Consider the following 22,952-nt stretch of genomic DNA (forward strand, 5'->3'; position numbering starts at 1 on the left):
GGAGGGGGTGGACGTCACCAGCGCGCGCCCCGGTGAGATGACGAGCGCCAGGCTACCCTGTCGCTTTTGACAGGTGCGGCCCATCCCGAGATGGTGCAATTGCCTAAATAGACGAGTGTTATTGCTGCGCAACGCTACAGGGGATGACCGTCATAGAATGATGTCGATCGGGATGGCACAAATGGCGGCGTCGTCATCATCGATTACAAAGATCGAGTACCCCTTGCCTATTAGTTCTGGTCGGGTCTCGCGAATCGAACGAGCGAGTTTGATGGCCTCTATTTGGGCTTCCGTTTCGCCAGGCAAATCATACGCTCCAAAGTCCGAAACGAAATGCGTATCAATGAGCTTGTAGGTAAAAAGAGGCATCGGGCTTGCCTGAGCAAATGCGAAGACAAAGCCCCTGCTGGATTAACAGCAGGGGCTCGCGGATGGATGGCGCGAGGCTCGCGTATGAGGTGTCGCCCCAAGGACCCGCATCACTGAAACAAGCAACCGGCTTCGTTGGCTCGCCGAAATATTGTGCAAGCCGCCCAAATAAAGGGCCCGGCACTCTTTTTCTCGAAGAGTCGCCGGGCGGGTCCGATCCGCCACGGTTCGGCCCTGCAAAGGGCGTGCCTTGCCCGAAACCTTTGGCACCAGCGCTCTACTGGCCTGCGAGCGGGTAGGGGCTCGGTCCTGCTCATTTCCCAATAGAATTCGCCCGCATAAACCGTGCAGCCCGAACACGCGCGCGCTCTAGCATGGCCTCTTTCGCCTTTAGCGAAGATATCTCGGACTCAAGGCGCTCCCAAATCGGCAGATAGACTTCGCCGCCTTGCGGTGCGCGGTGCATTTCATAGGCCAACCGGTCGAGGCACCATTCCAGCGTGGCGACGGTGATTGGGTCACCCTCTTTCCATGGCGGTATGCGCTTCGTGTACCGTTTGGCCATTGGGGCTTGCTGGGCCAGATCAGCCTTTCGGATTGGCGCGCAGTCCCCGGCGCATCAGCGTTCTAATGGCTTCCGGGCGGGTGGGGGCTTTGTCCTGCTCTGCAATCCAACTGTCGACGGCTGACAAGTCATCCGGCTGCAAGCGGACCTGAATCTGGGCGCCCTTGCCGGTTGGGGCGGGTCCTCGCTTTTTCCGTATTTTCACGGCTAGGCGCTTCATGGAATCTGTGGTACCACAGTTTTGGGGCCGGTCAAATGAGCCGGACGACAGGGGAAGTAAATGACTAATCCTACTGCAACTGCCACCGTGAAACTCGATCTCTCCACGCCTTTTTGCGCATACACGTACTATACGGGACTGCGGCATGCTGGCTGCGAGCCCTTTGTCAATAAGTTCGGTCTCTACCAGGGCTTGGATGGAGATCCGGTGGCTCAACTGAAGTTAGGCAAATGGGCTGCGCACCACGACCCGAAGGGTACACTGCGAATCGATTACGCGCGCATGATTTGGGCAGCGCGGGCCTCTGACGACGAAATCATCCCGCTCGGGGCCAACACCAAACTGGCCTGAGCCGCATGGTATACTGAGCGAAGGGTGGTGAATCGCCGCAACGATTCAAGCCTTGTGCGTCGGCCTCAGCCGGCGAGGTTTGCAGAGCAATCTATTCAAGGGGCACGCTCTTGCCCGCAGCTAACGACAACCTTCTGCAGCCGCGTGGCCTCCGTCGCGCGGCTGCAGCGCGCTATCTGGGCATCAGCCCGACTCACTTCGACAAACAGGTGCTGGCTGGCGCCGTACCCAAGCCGCTGGAGCTATTCGGCGTAAACATCTGGGACCGTGCGGCCCTAGACCGGCTGTTCGATGGTGCGCCTCAGCCGGTCAACGACAACGAAGACTACTGGGACAAGGCATGCGGCAGCGGAAGCCCAAGTACGTAAACGAGTACATCGATCGCCACGGCAAGCCCCGCGTATATCTGCGACGACCGGGCAGGGCGCAAATAGCTTTGCCGGCGCCTCTGCACGCCCGAATTCTGGACAGCCTACCGTGCGGCCATGAGCGCGGACGAGCCGCTGCAAGTGACGCGGCGTGTTAAGGCCGGCAGCATAGCGGCGGCCGTGAACGGCTATTACGTCTCGACTGAATTCAAGGTGCTGGCCGAAACGACAAAGGCTACCTATCGCGGAGTCTTGGACCGCTTTGTGGATAAGCACGGGGCGGGACCGATTGCTGGCCTTCAGCCAAAACACATCAATAAGCTGATTGACGAGATGGCCGATACGCCGTCCGCCGCGAGCAACTTCCGAAAGCGGCTCAAAGGTCTGCTGGACTACGCCGTATCGGCCGGCCTGCGCGCCGATAATCCCGTCGTTGTGGCTAAGAAAGTGAAGCTTAAAACAACGGGCCATCGGACCTGGACCGAGGAAGACATCACCAAGTTCCGGAAGCACCACGAGGTGGGCACGCCGCTACGGCTCGCCTTCGAGGTGCTATTGCATACTGGCCTCCGCCGTTCCGATGCCGTGCGCCTTGGCTGGCAGCACCTGACTAAGGACGGCTTTGTCATCACCACAAAGAAGAGCCAAGGGCATGTTGAGTTGTGCATTCCGGTGCACAGCGACCTTGCGCGCTATATCGCCGATTGCCCCAAGAGTGGCCCGGCCTTCATTGCAACCATGTACGGCCGCGCTCGCAGCGAGAAAGCGTTCTCTACGTGGATTAGCGAGGCGGCAAGCGACGCTGGCCTTCCCCCGAAGTCTTCGCCACACGGCGTGCGCAAGGGCGCGCCTGAGTCGCGGCAGGTCAAAGGACGATCGGTGGCAATCCACTACAAGACATCCTAGACTGCGCGGATGGCTACCAATGAGCGAATGGACATTCCGACAGACGAAGAATTCCCGTTCTGGGTGATGGAGCGGATCGACGGGCGTTTCCAACTTTCGCTAGGGCCGTTTGCGTCCCTTGAGGAGGCGGTAGCAAACGTCGAGGGCTCCCCGCCTGGCGACTACGCTATATCGGACCACGGCCGAATTGTTTGGCCACAGGCAGTAGCGCGGCCATACAGCTAAGCCCCCCGTAGCGAGTCCGTCAGTGGCCTCTCCCCTTCCACTGCTCGAAAGCAACAGCGTCGATCCGCATGAGCTTTCCACCCTCCGTCAGCGGGGAAGCGAGGGTGCAATCGAAATGCGCCTTGCCGACGGTCCTGCGGTGCTTGCAGATGAAGTCGGGAATTCGGGTCCGGACCTGTTCTCGGCTGATCGGCCGTGATGGACGATTGGGCGGCGTTCTGTTCGGGGCGCGCCGGTGGAGCAGGGCGGCAACGTGGTGCCGATCAGGGCATAGCCCCAGAAGTGCCAAGCCCCGCCTGCTTTCACAGACGGGGCTTTTAACTTCAGAGCCGCGCAGGTGAGCTTGGCATCGCTCGGTTTACGCGGCTGCCTCTCGCGAGGTCTTGAAAGCCTGATGCCCGGAAGGGCAGCGCAGGAACCCTGTATGAATTGGTCACTCTGTCGGCCAAGTCAAGTGGCCTATTCCGATAGCGTGTAGCACGCATTGGTAAACGGTTTTCAAATGAGCCTGTTCCAGTTGCGGTGTCAGGTACTTACGCTTTCCCTGTTGATCCCGCCCGGTTCGGAGGAGTTCCAGCCGTTCGAACCCTACCGTGGCAAGCATGTCCGCCTTCACCCACATTTCGGCAGAATCAAATGGCGCCGGTAGGACCGGATTGAGACTAATCTTGCAGTGGTGATCACAAACGGGAACCGGCGGAGTGGTGCTCAATGGAACGACGGTCGCCAATCCATGCCGGCGCTTCAATCGTGGCGATATAACCACTACCGGCCGCCTCTTCACCATTTCCGGTTTTCGGAATCCGGTGGTGTAGTCGCAAATCACGACCGTTCCGGGCTCGGGATGAAATTTGAGCATCGTGCAGGTTCCAACGAATCGAACGTTGCAATCTACACGGGCGAGGCGAGGGAAAGCCTGAGTTTGGGGGGCAATCCCCGGAAACTAACGAGATTGTGGATGGAGCTTGCCCGCCTGTTTGAGAGAGCCCTGTCGGCGTCAGTCCTTGATGCGGTTCTCTCGCACATCCTTTAAGATGGCCTCATAGGTAGCGATTACCTGCTTGTTGCGGTCGATTGCTTCCTGAGTGACGTCCGTCCAGGCGCCGCTGCCCTCTCGCTCACCGAGCTTCATTCTGCCCGATTGGAGCGGCTCGAGATCCTTTCTCAGCTGATCCAGCTGCTTCTCGATACCATTTGCGTATTCCCGCCAATCTACCGACATCTTCAGTTCTCCGTCACAATGAGCGTTTCGACCGACCGCAAGACACGACTCATTTCCACACTGCTTCCGTCGCGGCGCGATACCTGCTGATGAAGCTGCGAAACCATCCTCGTTGGAAGGCCTTCTGGATCTGCTCGCTTGGGTCCAACGGCATGACGATCATGCCAGAATTGGCGAGTATCTCTTTAAACTGCGCGCTGATCAGAATCGCTCCAAGGTCTGGGCCGTTCGGAGGACGTTGAATAATTACATCTCTGCAGCATCCCGCCAGCGCATGCATCGCCGCGGGTGTGATGAGGTCGCGCCACTGCTTGTCATCCTGCCGGCTGACTGCCGCATCAATGATTTCGCCAAGGCGCCTCGCACTGTTTGCGTATTGTTCTGGGGTCAACTTAGAGGGCTTCGACTGCTCAGTTTCCATTGCCAGCGGCCTTCTCCAGGTCGGAGACCACAACGTGAATTGGCAATGGGATATTGATCATGTGCTGCGAGCCCAACTGGATCATGCAGAGTCGATCGTTCAACTCGATCACACTCTTCACTGCAGTAGGGTTGATATAAACCGGCCTGCCGGTTTCGGCGCCAAATTTCGCAAAGGTCATGGATTGGCCCTCCCTGAAAGAGACAAAGATCTCGCAACCGAAGGGCGAGCACAAGGCTTAATGCGCGAGGCCAGTGCGGAACGCTGTGGCCCCGCCGCAGGGGCTATTCTAGATCGGCGGGCACGCGCGCAGAGGCGCGCGTCATGGTCTGTGCGGCGGCTCGTACCTGTATTTAAGCCTCAGTGTCCCAAGGTGAATCTGGGAAGTGTCCTAATTTTCTGAAGGAACGAATGCTGTCTTTGACACTTAAGGGGCTGATAGCCGAACGACGGTGCAGCCGTTGCTAAGGCTATGGGCCCGGCCTCCTAGGCACACCGGGCCCGCTTTCTCCAGCCGCACCGAGTCATGTCCCCGTAATTTCTCTAGGTTGCCGGCTTTTACGTGCCCCGCCTATTGCTCTCGCGCGGCGGTTGCGCTTGGATGCGCTTTTCGGGTCGGGGGATCCTCCATGCGTAATTTGGGTATTTTCGCGCTTTGCGCCGTGCTGGGCGGCTGTATGTCGACTGGCGAGACCGTTTCTTTCAGAGCGTCCAATCCGCAGCAGCAGGCGCTGATGCGAGACGGGCAACCCGCCCTCGTCTCTCGACAAAAGAGCTCGCTCGTCCTGGTGCGGCCCGCGTCTAGGCAGCTTCAGGCGAATGGTAGGCCGGTCTTCGTGGTCGGCATCAACAATCTGAGCAAGCAGCCCGTCGACTTCCGCGTTGGCCAAGTCGAGGCTGTCCAGCACGTCGCGGGATCCGACTTCGAAATGAAGGTGGTCACCTATGAAATGCTGGTTCAAGAGGAACGTAATCGGCAAATCGCCGCCGCCGTCATCACCGGGTTGGCCGCTGGCGCCAACGCTTACAGCGCCTCGCAGGCCGGGCACGGCAGCTACACCACCCCCAGCGGACGCTCCGGAACGTTCTACAGCCCCGCTGCGGCTGTAATCGCGCAGAACAATGCAGCCGTTCAAAACGAAGCGATGATCGCGGCCACTGTCGAGACCGGACAGCGGAACATGGCGGCGCTGGAGCAAGCCGTTATCAAGGATAATACCTTGATGCCAGGCGAATGGTACGGCGGACAACTCCACCTCGCGCCACCAACTGACCAAGGCGGCGGTCCTAAGACCTACATCATCGTCATCACCGTAGGCACAGAACGCCACGTCATTGACGTCGCCCAGAGCCCGGCCGCCTGAACTTCTTTGGAGGGACTTTTGGCCGAGAACTGGCTGGCAACTTGCACCAACAGATTCGAAACCTAGATTTGTAGGCTCAAGCGGAGGGACATATGACCAAGTACGACGCGCGCGCACTCGTTGAAGACGCCGTTGCAAATGCGATGAAGGGGCAAGAATCCTTCGTCCTGAATGTGCAAGAGGCCTCGAAGCAAGGGCGTGACATCAAGGACATGACGGATAATCGGAACGCACGGAGCGCGATCGCGATATACGCCGAACTGAAGGGCATTCGCGTTGCGCTCACGGAAATCGCTCAAATGATGGCTGACAGCAAAGGCAATCCGTCCTCATGACGAATGCAGAGATTGAAAATTTCTTTGCCGCCGTCGAAGCAGCTATGAACGAATTCCCGTATAGATCGATTCCGATCGATCTTGAGGGCAAAAAGCATGCAATCGTGCAAACTACGGCCTGGCATGTCCCCGCCGATATTGTTGAGGAACTCCAAAGCTCGAATGCAATGCCAAGACTTGAAACTGCGGCGGCGGGTGTCCATTGCAAGCTCCAACACAATGGCGATGGATCAGTAGATATCGTTTGGGACCCAACGTAGGGGCGGATCTCCCGCCCTTGCGCGGCTCGTTTAATCCACGATGCAGGGCCTGCTTGCCATGGCGGATCGACCCTCGGGCGGCGGCCGGTAGATGCAATTGAGCAAGGTGAAGAAGCCGAGCTATCCTCGATGGAGCGCAAACTGTAATGCCGGCTGCATGGTTCGTCTGGCTTCGCGGATTGCGCGGCCCGACCCCTGAGGTCTGGCGGCTCAACGTCGATGTCTACCGCAGTCGCTCTGAGGCCCAAGTCCTCGGCTTTCGGGAGCTCACAGAGGCCGAGGCACATGAGCCGCTTGACCGGCTGGCTAGGAAATATCCTCTCGACGGAGAGCCAGAGAATTGACCCGAAGAGCGCAATCCCAGGAGATGAACACGACGCCCTAACGATCGCCAAGGCTGTTCCTGAGCCACGTAGAGTCCGAAAGGTGGCGATCCACCGCTTTACTGCCGTACATTTTGCTTGCGCTCGCGTAACGGTTGAGGAATCAGTGTCACCAATTCGGGGGCGATCATGCGAGAGAAGAACGAAGAGATCGATCCAGAGTTTCTGGACTTAATCATTCAGTCGCTGTCGGGCCTATCGAGCGTGGCAACCATAGCATCTACCTGGTTAATGCTCCGCCAGCAGCGCGAGGGCATTCCTCCTGCCGGTGAGGCGAGGTCACCGCGCCAGGATTGGCGATGCTCGCGGCCTTGTAGGTCTCAACTAGGGTTCCACTGATATGAATATTGCCGTAGGAGTTGGTATAGGCCGAGCTTGTCAGCGCCTCCATGCGCACTGCGGCACTCGACGAGGAGACCGAAGTTACGATCTCGCCGCCAATCATCTGGATCGCGGAGCCAACGCTGTAGAGGCCGTACCCGGTCGTGCCAGCCCAATTCGTCGCGGGTCGACGATGATGATGCGATCCGTCATTACAAGAACGGCCTGAACGCCAACCACCTTCACGCCTTGGGCGACGTTGTAGGTGTAGCCGACCTTCAGGATGTTCTCACTGAAGGTGTTGTCGGGTTGGACCGTGTCCCCGTATTGCGCCGCCAGCTTGCAATTGGCAATCGCCGATAGGCTAATCCGCGGATTGAATTGAGCCGTCGCGAGGCCGTTGCTCCAGACCTTGAGGCCAGAGGTGTAGCCGGTCTGTGAGTTACAATTGAGGGTGATGTTCCCATCGATCGTGGTGCCGATGGTGTTCCTGATCTCCAACACAGCCGAAGCGGTCGTCCCGGTCTTCCCGAAAAGCCCTCCCTTGCCCGTCAAGCACAGGTGCGCCTTGTCCGCGACGAGGATCGTCGTAACGATGAACGTCCGGTTGAACTGGAAGCACCGACCGCTCGACGCAGCATAATTGATTGCTGCTTGGACGGCTGTGGTGTCGTCACTGCTGCCGCAGGTGGTCGCAAAGTCCTCGCAGGTGACCAGGCCAATATCTCGCAGCTTGGATTGGATCGTCTGCGCAGCCGGCGACGTGTTGGGTGCGGTGTACGAACCAGTCTGACATGCACCCGCCACGGTCGTCAGATTGCCATTTCCATCGAAGCTGACGCAGCCGGACGCCGTGAATGGCGATGTGCCCGTGACGAACTGCGTCGTGCTGCCTGAGCGCGTCCCCTGCGAAAGTGTGCCGGCTCCGCCGATGACCGGAAGATTGGATGTGAAGCTCGATGCGCCGGTGCCGCCCTTTGGAACTGATAATGGCGACGTGCCAGGGTTCACCTGGGCCAGCGCTGGCAGAATAGTCAGCGCAAGGAAAACGGCGATGGCCGTAGAAAGCCGGCGTGCAAGGCGCGACATGTTATGGTCGTCTCTCGTCGAGGATCGGGCTCCATCAGGGAGGCCACTGAGAGACGTTCACGCCGATGTCCAAAGGCGGGGCTTGTTGCGGAAAGCCCGATCCGAAACGCTCATGAGGCGAGCGCGGCCTATTCATTCACAAGGCAAAGATTCCGCCTGCAGCAGATTCTTGAACTTGCCCTCGTCTAGTCCGGCTAGTTTGCGCAACATCTGCGCGACAACATGCCAGCGGTCGTTCTGCGACTTCAACTCGCGCACTTTCTCGCGCGTCGATTTCAATTCGCGCTTCAGGCCAACAATGACGCTCTCACGGTCGCTCATTTTCATGCCCAGGCCCTATATCTTTCTTGCCCGAGGAAAATGCGGCCGGCACCATTGAGCGCCGGCCGCACAATCGCCACTCTCGGCTTCGCGGGACGGGAGCAGCGAACCTGATTCAGTTTCTCGACTATCGCCTCGTAGTCGGTCTTGGGTACACTCGCCGCCCACTCGGCTTCGAGGCATCGCCTCTCCTGGGCAGTTACCTGAACTGCGGCGCGGCGCTCTGCCCGCTTTCGAGCACTGCGCCGACCGTGCTTCAGCGCATTGAAGTTCTCCGGCTGACCGCCTCGCTTGCGCTTCTCTGTAAGCATTCGTTTGCTACCGGATCCCAAAACCTGCGGAAACTCGTTTGCGAGGGCACCATCGGTCCGGAAAGCGAACGGTCGGAGAGATTTGACCCACCCCCGACCCCCTCATCAGACTTGCGAAGCTCCCTCGCGCCGGCGGATACGATCGCGCTGCAGATCCGCCAGCCGACCCTTAAGGCTTGCTAGGTTGGCAAGCCTGCGCTTCTCCTTGCGTCTCTTGAAGAAGATCATCAGCGCCTGCGTTGAAGGTACCTCGGCATCCTTGAATTCAAGCCGGCGGCCATCACGCAAGCGGATGACGCAGATGCGCTGTTTGAAGTCGGGCATAACTTTCTCCTTCACCGGATTGCCTCGGGCACTTCCTTCTGATCAAGGAAGCCGCTCTTGACGGCCGCACGCAGATACAGTGCCGCTTCTGATTGCCGATCACGCGGATTGCCGAGGACAAGTAGCTGCGAGGGCGAAAGTCGGCTCCAAGCGATATCCTCAGCGTTGAACGAGTCGACCAGTTGGGAGTAATCGAGCATGGCCTCACGCAACTCGATGAGTTTGAAGCACATCTCTCGCACGCGGCGGCGGTGCTCATCCTGAGCCTGCTCACACACAACCACGGATGCCTTGATGCGCTCTTGAGCGATGCGAGTTTCGATCAAGGAAATAGCTTTATCAATAGCGCTGAGATGTTGCCGAAGCTCGTTCAGTCGTTCTCGCGAAGGAACCGGCGCTTCGCCATCGGGCGCCGGATCTCCCACTAATTCCGCTATTTTGGCGCGGTGCAGTGCCCGCGGCGCAGTCCGCATCGCCCCGACTAGGCGATGGATCTCCGCATCGGTCGCTGCACGTTGGACATGCAACTCGTCTCTGCGCGTCACCAATTTAGCGTAATGAGGCGATGCCTCCGAAAGCGACGGAACGGCAAATTCTCTCTTCGCAGATTTCAGTGCAGCAACCGCCATATTGATATTCCCTGGAATGGTCCGAAGGTGACGCTAGATGGCCGCGCCTTCCACTTAAACGTTATCGTGGGAAGATTTCTGCGCTTTCCTGCGCTTTCGTCGGAGACGCTCAGTGTTGGCTTTCAATGATCGAGCATCAACCGACGCCGTTGCGGCGACTTTCGCGATAGCGTCGTTTTCAGATTTGGCGAGACCGGCCGCGAGCAGGCTATCAACGTCCTGCAACAGCTTTCGATCGTTCTTTGGCCGCCTGCCACCTCCCTGCTGGAAAAGTGCACTGCGCGCGCGGCGCAAAGCTGCCTTGCATGCTGGGTCGGGCAAGCGCTCAGCCACCCATTGCGCAAGTAGCAGAGACGCCGCCTGCAGCGCAGATCGCCAAACTCATTCGACACCAATGGCGCAAAGGCCGGAGTGCAGTCGACGGAAGCGCCAGTAGATGCGACACAGCTCGCGAATAAAGGTTTGCTGACGCGGGCTATTCCTGATGGAGCGTCCATCGTGGGAACGGAGCTTCGCTCACGCTGATCTGAAGTTCGGCCGAGTTATGAAGACGCTCCGGAGAGCGCGGCGCCGAACTGCGCTCTCGCCGGCTCGCCCTATCGTTTCAGCGAATTTAGTATTCCGTTTATTTGTCGCCGTCAGCTTACGGACAGCCAAGCTACTTATCTGCGGAGTCAGGTCTAATGACCTGAACACAATGCAACAGCCATAGGAGTGTGGTCGTCATGGACGGTCGAATTAACAATTGGTCGGATGTTCCATCCGATGATGAGTATCATTACGCAAGCTCCTCGGAGCACAGGAATTCCGACGATTTCGCGGACGCGCTCGGTAGAATGGGATTGCAGGATTCGGGTGCCGGCTCATCCTCGCAGCCGAGTTATTACCTCACTTCAAGACCTCCCGTTATTGAGATCGACCAAGCCGAATTCCGAGAACGGGTGAGGAGCTTTCATGGTGAAGAAATCAATCATATCGCCAACAATCCGCAGGAATACTCAGAATTTGTGTCCGAAAGAGCTAGGCGCACCGCGGATGTCGCTAGCAGTTTCGGGATCCGAAGGGATTCTGATGCCGCCCGATATTACAGCTACCAACTAGGAAATAGGAGCGTCGGCCTCCAAAGAACGGAAGCCGGATTTCCTATGGCGACTGAGTTCACCAGCCAAGGGTGGCGAGAACAGTTCCCCGGACGAACTAACGTCACATCAATCGTGGATTTTCAGGTTGCTCATCCGCTCGTCGGCAACGCCGGCGATATTCTGCTCGAGCACCAACTACGGCAAGACGGCGAACGGCCGCTGGTGAACTGGCGTCCTGCTAATGACGAAGCGAGAGCCCGTGCAGAACAAATGGGCTTCGTTGATGTAGATCACAATGATATGGTACTTGATCCCACCCAGTCCAGACAGTGGAGATATAGGGATGGTGAATGGCAGCGCGCAACCAATTCTTCGGCGTATCTCTCCAAAGTCAAAATGCCGAGCGATGATGAACCTTCATCAGAGTCCGACTCGGATGGAGACTTTATGTGACGTGAGATCTCCACCAATCCGTTGAGGTGGAGCAGGAGCGCAGACCAAGCGACACCTGCGGCTTACGATCGAGCCTTGACGGAACGAAGCCGAAGCCAATTCGGCTCAATCGGTGAGGTGCACTGTACTGATCGCACCGCGGCGGTTTACGAGAGTTGGTGCCTATAGTAGCACAAAAGAAAACCCCAGGTTCCAGCCGGGGTTTTCGACTGCCGCCCGGGCGGGAGGAGCGGATTGCCTATGGCAGGCGCGAGCGTCATTGTGTCCTCGCCATCAGAATGGCTCGGGATCTTTCCGAGTTCGCTGGGTGAGGAGGGCTTCGTTGGCCGTTTTCTTCGTAGGCGGTAATCTCGAGAAGTGTCGGGCCAACTCATCGAGCAACGAGACCATCCACCCGGGCTCGCCGGCAGCGGACGCATGGCAAAGATCAAAAAAGGAGCAGATGCCAGCACACCCACCTCATTCTGCTTTAGTGTCCTGAACCAGAAATTCGCGACATTGCGATGCCTAGGCTTGAGTATTGTATCGGCAGAAGCGTTCGATGGAGGCGCGGATGTCGTCGGGGGACTTGGTCCATTTGAATGGCTTGGGATGGGCATTGTGATGACTGATGAAGTCCATAATGTCTGCGCGCAGGGCTGGACGCTGCGATAGATGCCGCGCCGGATCTTCTTATCGAGGAGCGGAAGAAGTGCTCGACCTGATTGAGCCAGGACGAACTGGTGGGCGTGAGATGGACATGCCAGCGCGGCCGTTTGGCGAGCCAGTAGCGGATCAGTGGGGCCTTGTGCGTGGCGTAGTTGTCCATGACGAGATGGACATGGAGACCGCGGGGGACGGCGGCCTCGATCTCGTCTAGAAACTTGCGGAACTCTGCGGCACGGTGACGGGAATAGCATTTGCCGATGACCTTGCCCGTCGCAATGTCGAGCGCCGCGAAGAGTGAGGTCGTGCCGTGGCGCGTGTAGTCGTGGCTGCGTCGTGCGGGCTGACCGGGACGCATGGGCAACATGGGCTGGCTGCTGTCGAGCGCCTGGATTTGGGACTTCTCGTCCACACACAGGACGATGGCATGCTGGGGCGGGGACCCGACGGGAGAAGCGTCGAGGACGAGCAATGACTATCTTGGCGTTCTCGCGCTTCGCTAACCCGTTGCGCTCTGGGACGACAATAAAGCGAGCATTCGGGAGGAATGCCGTTTGATGACGGCGGCCAATCGGGGGGTCGTACTGGATCGTTCGAACCTAACTGGTCTTGAGGGCAGCAGTCTCACTCTTTGCGAGTGAAAGAGTTCGGTTTATGCGAAGATCCGCGTATCTCTCCAAGGTTGGCGAGGATGCGTAATAATCGAAATTGCTCGATCCGCCAAAAAGTTCCGCTTAGCCCGTAACATCCAATCGGCGCATTAAATGAGTACTTTCAGTCTGACGACAGCCTGATCTGCTTGCCCACGTGTTCTCGCCAGAGGCCGAGCCGCTTGATTCTGTAGTCGACCAACTCAGACGAGGTCCCGAATATCTCAGCGATCTGCTCCGAAGAGCGCTTCTTACTGACGGCAGTAATGATGGCTTCTTTCGGTAGGAGCGTTGCCGAGGCAAGATAGTATGCGTCGTGTTCTTCTGCCTTGTCGTAGGTGCGTCCGTAAGAGTCAGCGATAGGCGCAGTGCCCAAGTCGAACGGCTTGAGGTGGTGGACACGGGCCGGCGACGGCGCTGGTCCGAGGATGAGAGGCTCAAGATCGTCTGGAGAGCTTACAGGCGCCGCGCCAAGTCGCGGCAACAGCGCGGCGGTATGGCGTTTCGCGCTCGTTGCTGCTGCGATGGCGACGGTCGTTTCGGCCTGAGCCGAAGGATGCCGCCCAGCCTGGCTTTGTACCTGCAGTGGTGGTCGCGGAATCAGGCCGACGCTTGGTCCAGTCACGCCGGCCACCAGCGGCGGGGCGATTGAGATCGAGTTTGCGGCCGGGGCTCGGATGCGGATCACGGGCACGGTCGACACGGCGACGCTGAAGGCCGCCGTGGCGGCGCTGGCAGATGGACGCCCACGGTGATCCCCATCGCGTCGAGCGTGCGGGTGGCTGTTTGCGAGGATTCGCTACGTGCCGGCCGCGCCCTTGGGCTTGCGGGTCGGCTGAGCCGTAAATGGCTTTGCGGCTGCTGCGGACTCCTGCTGCTTTTTCTGCTGGGCAATAGCGGCAAGCTCCGCCTGTTTAGCCTCAGCCTGATCCTCAGGGACGAGCAGGTAGCCCTTTTCGGCCATGCAGCCACGTTGAACCGTGTCAGCCGCGTTGGACCGTTCGATAGACGCGGCGACGCCGGCTAGACCACCGCCAGAGACTGTGACACCCGACAGATTGGCTTTGTTGCGCTCACCTATGCAGGCGGTGCCATCCAGCTCGAATTGCGTCCGAAGTGCTGGATTGTCCACTGCCTTTTGGCCATCCGCTCGAAGCCAAAGCATCTTAGGCTGAGTGGCAAACCCGCTCAGCACGGCGCACAGCGCCCCCGCAGCAGTAAAAATACGCATGAAGTAGCCCCCGGAATATATGCCGAACCCAACAGCAACCGTAGCGCGAGATCAATAGAAAGTTCGTCGTCGCGCTCGGCCAAATTGGAATCGCTGGCCATTCCGAAGAACAGACCGCGAAAGCGCGGGGTGGCGTGTTGCGTGGAGTAGTTCGAAGTGCCGTGTAACACCTTGAATTTGCCGCGACCGATTTGGAGCGCCGCGCAACACGGTTTGCGCTCGCAGAGCGAAGCCACAACGTAGCCAAGACATTGATTTGATGGATAAATTATTGGCGAATCCCGGCAGGGCTCGAACCTGCAACCCGCGGAGTAGAAATCCGCTAGTCGGCCAAGACGCCCCGTCTCCGCCAACTATCCTGTTGACCACTGAAATCCCGTAAACAATCTCCGCCAAAGGAAGGTCAAACAAGCGCAAACTCCATGATTTTGTTGGTCCTTGCGATTGCTACGTACATCCGGGACGAAGGGATCGCAGGTTCCGACCTTCATGCAAGCCGGGGGATTTCCTGTTGAACCAATCGCAATAGTCGGGTGTTGCGTGTCCGCGATTTGAACCTGCACCCGTCTAGGCAGGTTCCGACCAGGGAACCGGGCCGCCCAACCTATGATAGCGGCATCGAATTGCGCTCGCTTTCGATCTTCCGCGACAGAAGGCGCTTTCGTCCGACTGGTAGCTCGAGGTCTTTCAACATTCTCTGTATGAGCGTAAAGCTTCGCCCCAGGGCTCACGAACTGCCTATGCGTAAGATTGGATCGAATATCGTAGAGTTGGGTGGTGTGTGGAAAGGCGGTAGCCCTCTCCCGCTACCAATATCCCCGAGCTTCGCATGTCCATCCTCCAAGAGGCGTTGCACGACCTGCTGCGTGTCCTCGCCTTTGCGGCCTGGGGATGTGCGGTCGTAATCTTGGCGATGGCGATACGCCTAGCCTTCGTGAGAGCCGGAGCGTCGCCCGAGTGGCGCGGCCTGCTGACGCTCCGGCGTCCGTTGGCGAGCGAGGCTCTCGCGGGAATTCCACGCGGCCAATGGTCAGCTCATGCGCCTCATGCTCGCATTCGCCGCGGTGCTAGGCATCGGCGCCCTGCTGTTCTGGCTGGATACCCTGCTTCTTCCTGTCTCAAGTAATTGATGAGCGCGCTATCGCCCGGCGCGCGCAACTAGGAACTCCCGCGCACGATGGAAGCTTGAATCCGCGGGCCAGCCTCGCCGCCGATCGCTGGCCTGCACGGCCCGCCTCCAAGCCCCCCATACCCCCCAGGGTGGGCCGTGCTTCACCAGAGGAGACGAGAATTGTCCGATCCGACCGAGCAAGAGATCAGAGAACGCGCGCACCGCTTGTGGGAGCAGGCCGGCAAGCCCGAAGGCCGTGAAGAAGAATTTTGGAATGCGGCCGAGCAGGAGCTGCGCAACGAGGAAAAGTCGAACACGCTGCGAACGCCGGATACGCTGTGACCGACAAGACCTGCCCATTCTGCCAGGGTCTGGGATGGGTCTGCGAAAACCATCCGCTCCGGCCCTGGAGCGAGAAGCTCGGCGGCTGCCGCTGCGGTGAGGGCATGCCCTGCACCTGCAACACGACTGAGGATCCGGAAATCAGAGTGGTGATCGTCGAAGCCGACACGACGTGGCACTGAGCTGGGGCCCGCTTCGGCTCGCAGTGGTGGCGGGTAGGATGGGTAGAGCGAAGCGAAACCCATCATGCATCTCCTTGCCCAGACCCGATGGGTTGCGCTCCGCTCTCCCATCCAGCGCGCCGTTGTCGAGGGAACAGACCATCCCGAAAGGAATTCAATCTCCGAACAGCACGGGCTCTGACAACATTCCTTTCCCACGGCAGTGTCGGCGGTGGACGAGCAGAAAAAGATAGAGCACCAGATCGAACTCGCCACGCGAGCGGCCGCGCTCGTCAGGGACGAAACCACCGGCCAGCGTTTCCGAAGTTTTGCCGAAGAGCTGAAGCGAAAGCTCCGCCGCATGATGCGGCGCGGCCAGGTGCGCGCACGCGCCTACGAGCTCTGGGAGCAGGCGGGCCAGCCGAGCAATCGTGACCTGGAGTTCTGGCTCGAAGCGGAGCGGCAACTGGAGGATGAGCGCGAGGAGCGGAAGGGGGCGGGTGGTTCGTAGGCGATAGATGCTGGCCCGATCGAGGAGCGTCGCATTCGGATCTTTGCAAGGCTGTCACGCCCGGGCTCGTCCCGCCTGCGGCGCCGAAGCCCCTTCGGCGCGGCGAAGGTCCGGGCATCCACGTTCTCAGTGCTGCACGGCAACAAAGAAAAAAGCCGCCGGGCTCTTCACCCTGGCGGCCTCAAAAGTCCCTAGCTGTCGATCGCCTCCGCAGCCTCACGCGTACCGCCGTTACCTTGTTTGCGGCCATGCAGGGTGTTTGTAGGCGAGGGCGGATGATTCTGCTGTGACTTGAAGCACACAGTGGAAAAGAGGATGGGGACGGCTGGGATAATGTCGCGAGAGCGGGCAGGTAGAGAGTACTTGCGAAACCCGTCTTGCCCCTCGCATTGGATACACCCAGATGGGTTTCGCTTCGCTAGACTGCGCCGCTGTATAGAGAATGCCTTCGCGCTGATTCCACCAATTGCCGAATAATACCTGAGAAGCGGGTTCTCACTGACGGTCAGATCAATGTGCAGACGTTTCTTCGCAAACGTCTAAGTGTCTGACGAAGCCTGAGTGGAGGCAGTGCGTAGGATGGCGTCGGGCAGAACCCCGCCCCTTGTTTCGCCCTCCGTCAACCCCTCCCCGCAAAAATATTCCACTTTACCGAAATTCGGTTTCGGCGTATGTGTCGTCCATCCCGGCTCACCCAAGAGGGGCGACTATGTGTCGTCACTGTCGCGAGCCGGGCTTGCGGTGGACGCGGCAGCGTCGGCATGAGAGGTGCGGGCAGGGCGGGTAGTCCCTGTGAGTCCGTAACCGCGTGCGACGAGCGGCGCTGTTAGGTTCGTCTCGTCGGCAGGTCGACGGCAACGTGCACAACGTCGTCGAATCCTGCGGCGAACAAGCGGGCCGTGCGTACGGCAAAACCGTGTGGTCCTGGCCGTCGTTGCTACGGTCAAGCCTTTCGCGAAGATGCGCGCGAGCCCAACCGGGCAGACGGCATCGTCAATTCGCGGGGCGAGGGAGGCCAGAAGGAATGGTCGGCTCCCGGGAGATCACGGCATAAGCCGTCCGACCATCGCGCAGGGAAGGCCGAGTGATCGGCGACACCTGTATGCTGCTGTGCGGTCTCCTTTGCGCATTATTCGCGCAGCAGACCGCGGGTGCCAGCTGGCACCCGGCCTTCCCTGCGCCCTCTTGGCTTTATGAGGGTGGAGCGACGAAGCAAAGCTCGGGCGAATGAAGCCGCGAGAACGCGAAGGCGTGTCTGTGAGCCGAGCTGCGTGTCACACGCTCGATATCGTAGGGTGGGCAAAAGCGCAGCGTGCCCACGCCTTGTTGCTCACGGAGGGACATCGTGGGCACGGCGCTATGCGCCTTTGCCCACCCTACGGCACTGCATGTTGGGATGTGCATTGGACCTTCGCGCCGTGTCCCTCAAACCCGATACCACGCCGCCAGATTCCACGTGATGGTGTCCCAGCCGGAGATGTCGATCATGAGGTTGTTGGCGCCGGCGTTGACGATGGGGCGTGAGAGCAACGGCAGGAACACGTGGGCTTCGCAGAAGATCTCGTCGACCTTCATCAGCAGCGCGGCGCGCTTGACCGGGTCGAGCTCGTTCTGCGCGGCCTTGTAGGCCTTGTCGGCTTCGGGATCGGAATAGCGCGAATTGTTGCGGCCGAGCCATTTGTTGTCCTTGGTGGCGATCTCCCAGGACACGCACTGGTTCAAGAGGCGCTCCGGGTCGGGCTGCGGCTGCGTGGTGTTGTACATCTCCATGTCGGCATAGAATTTCGAGTAGGTGTCGGGATTGCCGACGTCGGAGGAGAAGAACACCGATGCGGTGACCGACTTGAGCTCGATGTCGATGCCGGCCTTCTGGCAGGCCTGCTTGATGATGGCCTGCGTCTTCTGGCGCGGCGCGTTGATCGAGGTCTGGAAGACGTATTTGAGCTTCTTGCCGTCCTTCTCGCGGATGCCGTCCGCGCCCTTCTTCCAGCCGGCCTCGTCGAGGATCTTGTTCGCCTTGTCGATGTCGAACTCGTATTTCAGCTTGGGCGACTTGAACTGCTTGGGCGCGTTGACGAAGCTCGCGGTGGCGATGCCGCCGCGGCCGTAGATGAATTTCTGGATCGAGTCGCGGTCGATCAGGAGGTTGATCGCCCGGCGCACCGCGGGATCGGACAGCGTCGGGTGCTTGGACTTGACGCTGGAGCGCTCGCCGTCGATCTCGGTCCACGGGTCCGTCGTGTTGAGAATGATGAACTCGACGTTGCCGGACGGCGTGATGTCGAGCTTGCCTTTGCCGCCCGCCTCCATGCGCTTGAGCACCTCCTCCTCCACCTGCATGTTCCAGGCAAAGTCGTACTCGCCGGTCTGCAGCACGGTGCGCGCCGCGGACACCGCATCGCCGCCACCCTTGATCTCGAGCGTGTCGAAATGCGGCTGGTTCTTGATGTGATAGTCGGGATTGCGTTCGGCGCGGATCAAATCGCCCGGCTTGAACTCGACGAATTTGTACGGGCCGGTGCCGACCGGCTTCAGATTGCCCGGCGCTTCGCGCGACTTGGCGCCGGCATAGTCGCCGAAATGATGTTTTGGCAGGATCGGGCCGACCGAACCGACGAACGGATCGGCCCAGAACGGCGTCGGCGCCTTGAAGATCACCTTGACGGTGTGGTCGTCGATCTTCTCGACCTTGATGTCCTTGTAGGATCCCGTGGTGTAGGCCGCAGTTGCGAGATCGGCGGCGTATTGCCAGGTGAAGATGACATCGTCGGCGGTGAAGGGCTGGCCGTCATGCCATTTGACGCCCTGCTTCAGCTTCCAGACCACGCTCATGCCGTCGGCCGCAAGGCTGCCGTTCTGCTTGGTCGGGACCTCGGCGGCAAGGCACGGGATGAGGTTGCCCTCCTTGTCCCAGCCGGCGAGCGGCTCGAAGAACACGCGCGAGGCCATCTGGTCCTTGGTGCCGAGCGCGAAATGCGGATTGAGCAGGGTCGGCGCCTGCCAGAACAGCAGCTTGAGCGGGCCGCCGCCGCCGGCCTTGGCCGGCTTGTACGGCAAGGTGGCATCCGCCATCGCCACGTCGTGCCAGAGCAGGATCTGGCTCGCGATCGGCGCTGCGATTCCGACCGCGGCCACCTTCTGGATGAACGAGCGTCGGGACAGCGTGCCTTGCTTCACCTCCGCGACCAGACCCCGGATTTCGTTCTCGTTCATCAGATGACCCTCCACCTCGAAGACAAATCGTCGCCGGCGGCCATCATGTTGCATCATGCACGAGGCGGCAATGCCGGCGTGACCGCCGGGCCATGCGACGAAATGACGATGGGGAGAGCCCTTGCGGGCCACGATCCGGACCGCCGCCCGGGAGCGGCGAGGGTGGTCATGGCGAAACGCCGGGGCTGCTTGCGCGCCTCACGCTTGCGCAGGCGCGTTCGTTCCCCACATCGGATCCAACGGAGAAGCGTTGTCCGCACCGGGCGGCAAATATGGTTTTCCATTTCATTGATTTCATTCGACGGAGAAGCGAATACGGTTCCAATCATTCTCGCCGTGCCATGGAGACCAAGATGTCGTTCCGCCTTCCCCTGATCCTCGCAACCGCGCTCGCCGCCTGGTCGGCAGCAGCCACCGCCGAGACCATCAAGATCGGCGTGACACCGGGCCCGCATGCGCAAATCCTCGAGGCGGTGAAGCCGATCGCCGCCAAGCAGGGCCTCGACATCCAGCTGCTCGAATTCTCCGACTATGTCGTGCCGAATGCCGCGCTCGATGCCGGCGAGATCCAGGCCAATTCGTTCCAGAACCAGCCCTATCTGGACAACCAGAAAGCCGACCGCGGCTACAAGATCGAGGCCGTGGGCCTGACCGTGAATTTCCCGATCGGCGTCTATTCGAAGAAGCACAAGGCCATCGCCGACATCCCCGAGGGCGGCAAGGTCTCCATCCCGAACGATCCGACCAATGGCGGCCGCGTGCTGCTGTTGCTGCGTGACAAGGGCCTGATCAAGCTGAAGGACGGCACCGGCTTCAAGCCGACCGTGCTCGACATCACCGAGAACCCGAAGAAGCTGAAATTCATCGAGGTCGACGCGGCGCAGGCGCCGCGCGCGCTCGATGACGTCGACGCCGCCGCGATCAACACCAATTATGCAACCCAGGCGGGCCTCGATCCGGTCAAGGATCCGATCCTGCGCGAGGACCCGAAGGGCCCCTATGTCAACCTGATCGCCGTGCGCACGGCCGACAAGGACAAGCCCTGGGTCAAGATCCTCGTCGACAGCTATCACACGCCGGAGGTCAAGGAGTTCGTCCTGACGAAGTTCAAGGGCGCGGTGCTGCCGAGCTGGTAGGCAATCTGCCCAGCCAAAGTTCAGTAAAGCCTTGCGCAGGGGCGATCCCGGCGGACCATTGTGGGTATGAGCCCTGCGCAATGCCTGCTTGTCGGAAGCCGCAGTAACCGACATCATCGGCAGCCTGGCCATCCTCGCCCGACAGGGGTCGCATGAAACGCTTTGCAAATCTGAAACGCCTGGGGTTTTTTACGCGGCTTCTGGACGAGGCCCCGCCCGCCGAGCGCTATCGCTTCGCGGCCGAGCAGATCGTGCGCGCGGAAAAGGCGGGCCTCGATTCCGCGTGGATCGCCCAGCATCACTTCCACGAGCGTGAAGGCGGCCTGCCGTCGCCCTTTACGTTTCTCGGCTACGTCGCAGCCCAGACCTCGCGCATCCGCCTCGGTACCGGCATCGTGACGCTGCCGCTGGAGAATGCGGTACGGGTGGCGGAGGACGCAGCCGTGCTCGATCTGATCTGCAACGGCCGCTTCGAGCTCGGCGTCGGCACCGGCGGCAATCCGTCGGCCTTTGCCGCCTTCGGCCTCGACAGCGCCCAGCGCAACGAGATTTTCGCGCGCAATCTGGAGGTCGTCCGCACCGCCCTGGTCGGCAAGCCGCTCGATGGCGGTGACACGATCTATCCGCAACGGCCGCAGCTGGACAAGCGGATCTGGCAGGCCACGTTCTCGGTGGCCGGTGGCGCGCGCGCCGGCAAGGCGGGCGATGGCCTGTTGCTCTCGCGCACCCAGCCGCGACCGAAGGAGGCGCCGCAGGCGACGCTCGCCGAGATCCAGAATCCGGTCATCGATGCCTATCTGGAAGCGCTGCCCAAGGGGGCAGAACCCCGCATCATGGCCTCGCGCAGCGTGTTCGTCGCTGACGATCATCGCGAGGCGTTGCGGCTTGCCGACATCGGTCTGCGCCGCGCGCTGCCGCAGTTCATGAAGGGCGGTCACGCCAAGCCGGGCGAGACGCTGGAGGAGATGATCACGGCGTTCGACACCCATGTCGGCGGCGCCGACGAGGTCATCGCCTCGCTGCGCACCGATGCCACGCTGGAGCGGGTGACGGATCTCGTGTTCCAGGTGCATTCGGTCGATGCCCCGCACCCCCATGTCCTGCGCTCGATCGATCTGGTCGCGGAGAAGGTCGCGCCCGCGCTGGGCTGGACTCGGACGGCGCCCGACGTGGCGCTGGCGGGCTGATTGGACATGAAGAGCATCGCGTTGCACGAGGCTGAATGATGAGTACGCAGGATATCATCGACACACTCGCCGGGATCGAGCCGGGCTCAGCCTTGGACGCCATTCGCGCACGGCGCCTGCAGGCGCGCGAGAACGCGCAGAAGAGCTATCTCTCGCTGTTCGAGCCGATCGACGCCGGCGATGTCTCGCTGGCCGAACGCGCGGCGGTCGCCGCCTTCGTGACCGGGCTCCATGGCGAGTCCCCCGTTGCCACCTTCTATCGCGACAAGCTTGCCGCAAACGCGAACGGTGCGCCCCTGCTGGAGGCGATCGACGCCGAGATCGCGCGGGGCAGGACCTCGGGTCCCTATGGCTCGTATCCCGCCGGCCCACTGTCGATCGAGAACACCGCCGGCCTGATCTATCGCGTCAGTGCCGCAAGCAAGCCGGCGCTTGGTGCGAAGCTCGCAGCAGCGCTCGAGCATGCACACCTCCTGGTGTTCCGGCCGCGCGATGCGGCGGCTAGCGACATGAAAGCGCTGCTTGACGCCGGCTGGTCGACCACCGGGATCGTCACCTTCTCCCAGCTCGTCGCGTTCCTGTCGTTCCAGGTGCGTGTCGTCAGCGGCTTGCGCACGCTCGCCGCCGTGAACGCATAAGAGGAGGCCGCAATCATGAGCGCCACCGTCAATCCGCCCGTCGTCTTCAGCCAGGACGAGCTCGGTTGGGTCTCCTGGATCGATCCGCTGCCCGAGGCCGAGCTGACCGAACGACACTTTAATGGCCTCGTCGATCGCTCCCGCGCCAAGTCGGAATATTTCCGTCTGCTGGTGCGCGATCCCGAAGTCCTGGAAGCCCGCACCAAGACCGACAAGGACATCTTCTACAACGTCGCCGACGGCCTGCCGCGCGCCGAGCGCGAGCTCGCGGCGGCGGCGACCTCACGCTACAACGGCTGCATCTACTGCGCCTCGGTGCATGCGCGTTTCGCCAGCACCTATTCCAAGCGCCGCGACGACGTGCAGCGCCTGCTCGACGAGGGCGTCAAGGCCGATCTCGGCGAGCGCTGGAATGCCGTGGTCAAGGCGTCGGTCGCATTGGCCGCAACCCCGATCGCGTTCGGGCCCGACAATATCGCGGAGCTGCGCCGCGCCGGTCTCGACGATGCCGAGATCGTCGACGTCATCAACGGCGCCTCGTTCTTCAACTGGGCGAACCGGCTGATGCTGTCGCTCGGCGAGCCCTCGAAGTAGGCAATCTCACCGGC

Annotated in this window: 26 protein-coding genes, 1 tRNA gene and 1 pseudogene; 14 read left to right on the top strand and 14 right to left on the bottom strand. The window is 60.5% G+C overall.

What is annotated here, in order from left to right:
* Window positions 1–150 precede the first annotated feature (150 nt).
* Window positions 151–369, bottom strand: a complete 219-nt coding sequence (locus tag GGD66_RS31800; protein ID WP_179739362.1) for a DUF6894 family protein — start codon at window positions 367–369, stop codon at window positions 151–153.
* Between the two features lie 845 nt (window positions 370–1,214).
* Between GGD66_RS31800 and GGD66_RS31805 the strand changes: the two genes are divergently transcribed.
* The 3 genes from GGD66_RS31805 (at window position 1,215) to GGD66_RS31815 (ending at window position 2,779) form a co-directional block, all read left to right on the top strand.
* Window positions 1,215–1,505 carry a hypothetical protein gene (locus GGD66_RS31805; protein ID WP_179739359.1) on the top strand — a complete coding sequence of 97 codons (291 nt, stop codon included), beginning with the start codon at window positions 1,215–1,217 and terminating at the stop codon, window positions 1,503–1,505.
* 110 nt (window positions 1,506–1,615) lie between these two features.
* Window positions 1,616–1,873, top strand: coding sequence for a hypothetical protein (locus GGD66_RS31810; RefSeq protein ID WP_179739357.1), 258 nt, complete (start codon window positions 1,616–1,618; stop codon window positions 1,871–1,873).
* 117 nt (window positions 1,874–1,990) lie between these two features.
* Window positions 1,991–2,779, top strand: coding sequence for a tyrosine-type recombinase/integrase (locus tag GGD66_RS31815; protein ID WP_183260412.1), 789 nt, complete (start codon window positions 1,991–1,993; stop codon window positions 2,777–2,779).
* Window positions 2,780–3,437: 658 nt separating this feature from the next.
* On the opposite strand, the gene GGD66_RS42475 is transcribed toward GGD66_RS31815, so the two are convergent.
* The 4 genes from GGD66_RS42475 to GGD66_RS31835 form a co-directional block, all read right to left on the bottom strand.
* Complete coding sequence (locus GGD66_RS42475) at window positions 3,438–3,863, bottom strand: type II toxin-antitoxin system PemK/MazF family toxin (RefSeq protein ID WP_183260414.1); 426 nt, start codon at window positions 3,861–3,863, stop codon at window positions 3,438–3,440.
* Between the two features lie 138 nt (window positions 3,864–4,001).
* Window positions 4,002–4,226, bottom strand: a complete 225-nt coding sequence (locus GGD66_RS31825) for a hypothetical protein (protein ID WP_179739345.1) — start codon at window positions 4,224–4,226, stop codon at window positions 4,002–4,004.
* A 49-nt stretch (window positions 4,227–4,275) separates the two neighbouring features.
* A complete protein-coding gene (locus GGD66_RS31830; RefSeq protein WP_183260416.1) occupies window positions 4,276–4,647 on the bottom strand; it encodes a hypothetical protein in 372 nt (123 codons plus the stop codon).
* On the bottom strand, window positions 4,637–4,828 hold the full coding sequence (locus GGD66_RS31835; RefSeq protein WP_183260417.1) for a hypothetical protein: 192 nt from the start codon (window positions 4,826–4,828) through the stop codon (window positions 4,637–4,639). The genes GGD66_RS31830 and GGD66_RS31835 overlap by 11 nt, the downstream gene beginning before the upstream one ends.
* Before the next feature lie 448 nt (window positions 4,829–5,276).
* On the opposite strand from GGD66_RS31835, the gene GGD66_RS31840 reads away from it, so the two are divergent.
* The 3 genes from GGD66_RS31840 (at window position 5,277) to GGD66_RS31850 (ending at window position 6,606) form a co-directional block, all read left to right on the top strand.
* On the top strand, window positions 5,277–6,011 hold the full coding sequence (locus tag GGD66_RS31840) for a hypothetical protein (protein ID WP_183260419.1): 735 nt from the start codon (window positions 5,277–5,279) through the stop codon (window positions 6,009–6,011).
* A 92-nt stretch (window positions 6,012–6,103) separates the two neighbouring features.
* Window positions 6,104–6,346, top strand: coding sequence for a hypothetical protein (locus GGD66_RS31845; RefSeq protein ID WP_179739334.1), 243 nt, complete (start codon window positions 6,104–6,106; stop codon window positions 6,344–6,346).
* On the top strand, window positions 6,343–6,606 hold the full coding sequence (locus GGD66_RS31850; RefSeq protein ID WP_183260421.1) for a hypothetical protein: 264 nt from the start codon (window positions 6,343–6,345) through the stop codon (window positions 6,604–6,606). Before GGD66_RS31845 ends, GGD66_RS31850 begins: the two co-directional genes overlap by 4 nt.
* An 824-nt stretch (window positions 6,607–7,430) precedes the next feature.
* Here GGD66_RS31850 and GGD66_RS31855 read toward each other — a convergent pair.
* From GGD66_RS31855 to GGD66_RS31870, 4 genes are all read right to left on the bottom strand, one after another.
* Window positions 7,431–8,399, bottom strand: coding sequence for a hypothetical protein (locus GGD66_RS31855; RefSeq protein ID WP_183260423.1), 969 nt, complete (start codon window positions 8,397–8,399; stop codon window positions 7,431–7,433).
* A gap of 132 nt (window positions 8,400–8,531) precedes the next feature.
* Complete coding sequence (locus tag GGD66_RS31860; RefSeq protein ID WP_179739325.1) at window positions 8,532–8,720, bottom strand: hypothetical protein; 189 nt, start codon at window positions 8,718–8,720, stop codon at window positions 8,532–8,534.
* Window positions 8,721–9,136: 416 nt separating this feature from the next.
* Window positions 9,137–9,355 carry a hypothetical protein gene (locus tag GGD66_RS31865; protein ID WP_183260425.1) on the bottom strand — a complete coding sequence of 73 codons (219 nt, stop codon included), beginning with the start codon at window positions 9,353–9,355 and terminating at the stop codon, window positions 9,137–9,139.
* A gap of 11 nt (window positions 9,356–9,366) precedes the next feature.
* Entirely contained in the window at window positions 9,367–9,984 is a 618-nt protein-coding gene (locus GGD66_RS31870; protein ID WP_183260427.1) for a hypothetical protein, read from the bottom strand.
* A gap of 725 nt (window positions 9,985–10,709) precedes the next feature.
* Between GGD66_RS31870 and GGD66_RS41710 the strand changes: the two genes are divergently transcribed.
* The gene (locus GGD66_RS41710) at window positions 10,710–11,519 is read left to right on the top strand and encodes an effector protein NopP (protein WP_283814174.1); all 810 of its coding nucleotides are present in this window, start codon (window positions 10,710–10,712) and stop codon (window positions 11,517–11,519) included.
* 507 nt (window positions 11,520–12,026) lie between these two features.
* Here the strand turns inward: GGD66_RS41710 and GGD66_RS31880 are convergent.
* From GGD66_RS31880 to GGD66_RS31900, 4 genes and pseudogenes are all read right to left on the bottom strand, one after another.
* Window positions 12,027–12,606: pseudogene (locus GGD66_RS31880) on the bottom strand (IS630 family transposase); the annotation flags it as partial.
* Window positions 12,607–12,938: 332 nt separating this feature from the next.
* The gene (locus tag GGD66_RS42275; protein ID WP_312014209.1) at window positions 12,939–13,517 is read right to left on the bottom strand and encodes an ImmA/IrrE family metallo-endopeptidase; all 579 of its coding nucleotides are present in this window, start codon (window positions 13,515–13,517) and stop codon (window positions 12,939–12,941) included.
* Window positions 13,518–13,613: 96 nt separating this feature from the next.
* The gene (locus GGD66_RS31895; RefSeq protein WP_183260432.1) at window positions 13,614–14,045 is read right to left on the bottom strand and encodes a hypothetical protein; all 432 of its coding nucleotides are present in this window, start codon (window positions 14,043–14,045) and stop codon (window positions 13,614–13,616) included.
* Between the two features lie 272 nt (window positions 14,046–14,317).
* A tRNA-Ser gene (locus GGD66_RS31900) sits at window positions 14,318–14,386 on the bottom strand.
* A 950-nt stretch (window positions 14,387–15,336) separates the two neighbouring features.
* Between GGD66_RS31900 and GGD66_RS31905 the strand changes: the two genes are divergently transcribed.
* The 3 genes from GGD66_RS31905 (at window position 15,337) to GGD66_RS42280 (ending at window position 16,170) form a co-directional block, all read left to right on the top strand.
* Entirely contained in the window at window positions 15,337–15,498 is a 162-nt protein-coding gene (locus GGD66_RS31905; RefSeq protein WP_018318410.1) for a DUF2934 domain-containing protein, read from the top strand.
* On the top strand, window positions 15,495–15,680 hold the full coding sequence (locus GGD66_RS31910; protein WP_020508686.1) for a hypothetical protein: 186 nt from the start codon (window positions 15,495–15,497) through the stop codon (window positions 15,678–15,680). Before GGD66_RS31905 ends, GGD66_RS31910 begins: the two co-directional genes overlap by 4 nt.
* Before the next feature lie 211 nt (window positions 15,681–15,891).
* Complete coding sequence (locus GGD66_RS42280; protein WP_177236984.1) at window positions 15,892–16,170, top strand: DUF2934 domain-containing protein; 279 nt, start codon at window positions 15,892–15,894, stop codon at window positions 16,168–16,170.
* Between the two features lie 1,425 nt (window positions 16,171–17,595).
* Here the strand turns inward: GGD66_RS42280 and GGD66_RS31920 are convergent.
* On the bottom strand, window positions 17,596–19,383 hold the full coding sequence (locus GGD66_RS31920; protein ID WP_183260433.1) for a peptide ABC transporter substrate-binding protein: 1,788 nt from the start codon (window positions 19,381–19,383) through the stop codon (window positions 17,596–17,598).
* Between the two features lie 341 nt (window positions 19,384–19,724).
* Between GGD66_RS31920 and GGD66_RS31925 the strand changes: the two genes are divergently transcribed.
* The 4 genes from GGD66_RS31925 to GGD66_RS31940 all read left to right on the top strand — a co-directional run bounded on the left by GGD66_RS31925 (window position 19,725) and on the right by GGD66_RS31940 (window position 22,938).
* Entirely contained in the window at window positions 19,725–20,519 is a 795-nt protein-coding gene (locus tag GGD66_RS31925; RefSeq protein WP_018318413.1) for a MetQ/NlpA family ABC transporter substrate-binding protein, read from the top strand.
* A 152-nt stretch (window positions 20,520–20,671) separates the two neighbouring features.
* A complete protein-coding gene (locus GGD66_RS31930; RefSeq protein ID WP_092253803.1) occupies window positions 20,672–21,706 on the top strand; it encodes a putative FMN-dependent luciferase-like monooxygenase in 1,035 nt (344 codons plus the stop codon).
* 35 nt (window positions 21,707–21,741) lie between these two features.
* Window positions 21,742–22,344, top strand: a complete 603-nt coding sequence (locus GGD66_RS31935) for a CMD domain protein (protein ID WP_018318415.1) — start codon at window positions 21,742–21,744, stop codon at window positions 22,342–22,344.
* Between the two features lie 15 nt (window positions 22,345–22,359).
* Window positions 22,360–22,938, top strand: a complete 579-nt coding sequence (locus GGD66_RS31940; protein ID WP_092253801.1) for an alkylhydroperoxidase domain protein — start codon at window positions 22,360–22,362, stop codon at window positions 22,936–22,938.
* Window positions 22,939–22,952: the final 14 nt, after the last annotated feature.

The sequence above is a fragment of the Bradyrhizobium sp. CIR48 genome, from assembly GCF_014198315.1.
In the GTDB taxonomy this organism is placed as follows: Bacteria; Pseudomonadota; Alphaproteobacteria; order Rhizobiales; family Xanthobacteraceae; genus Bradyrhizobium.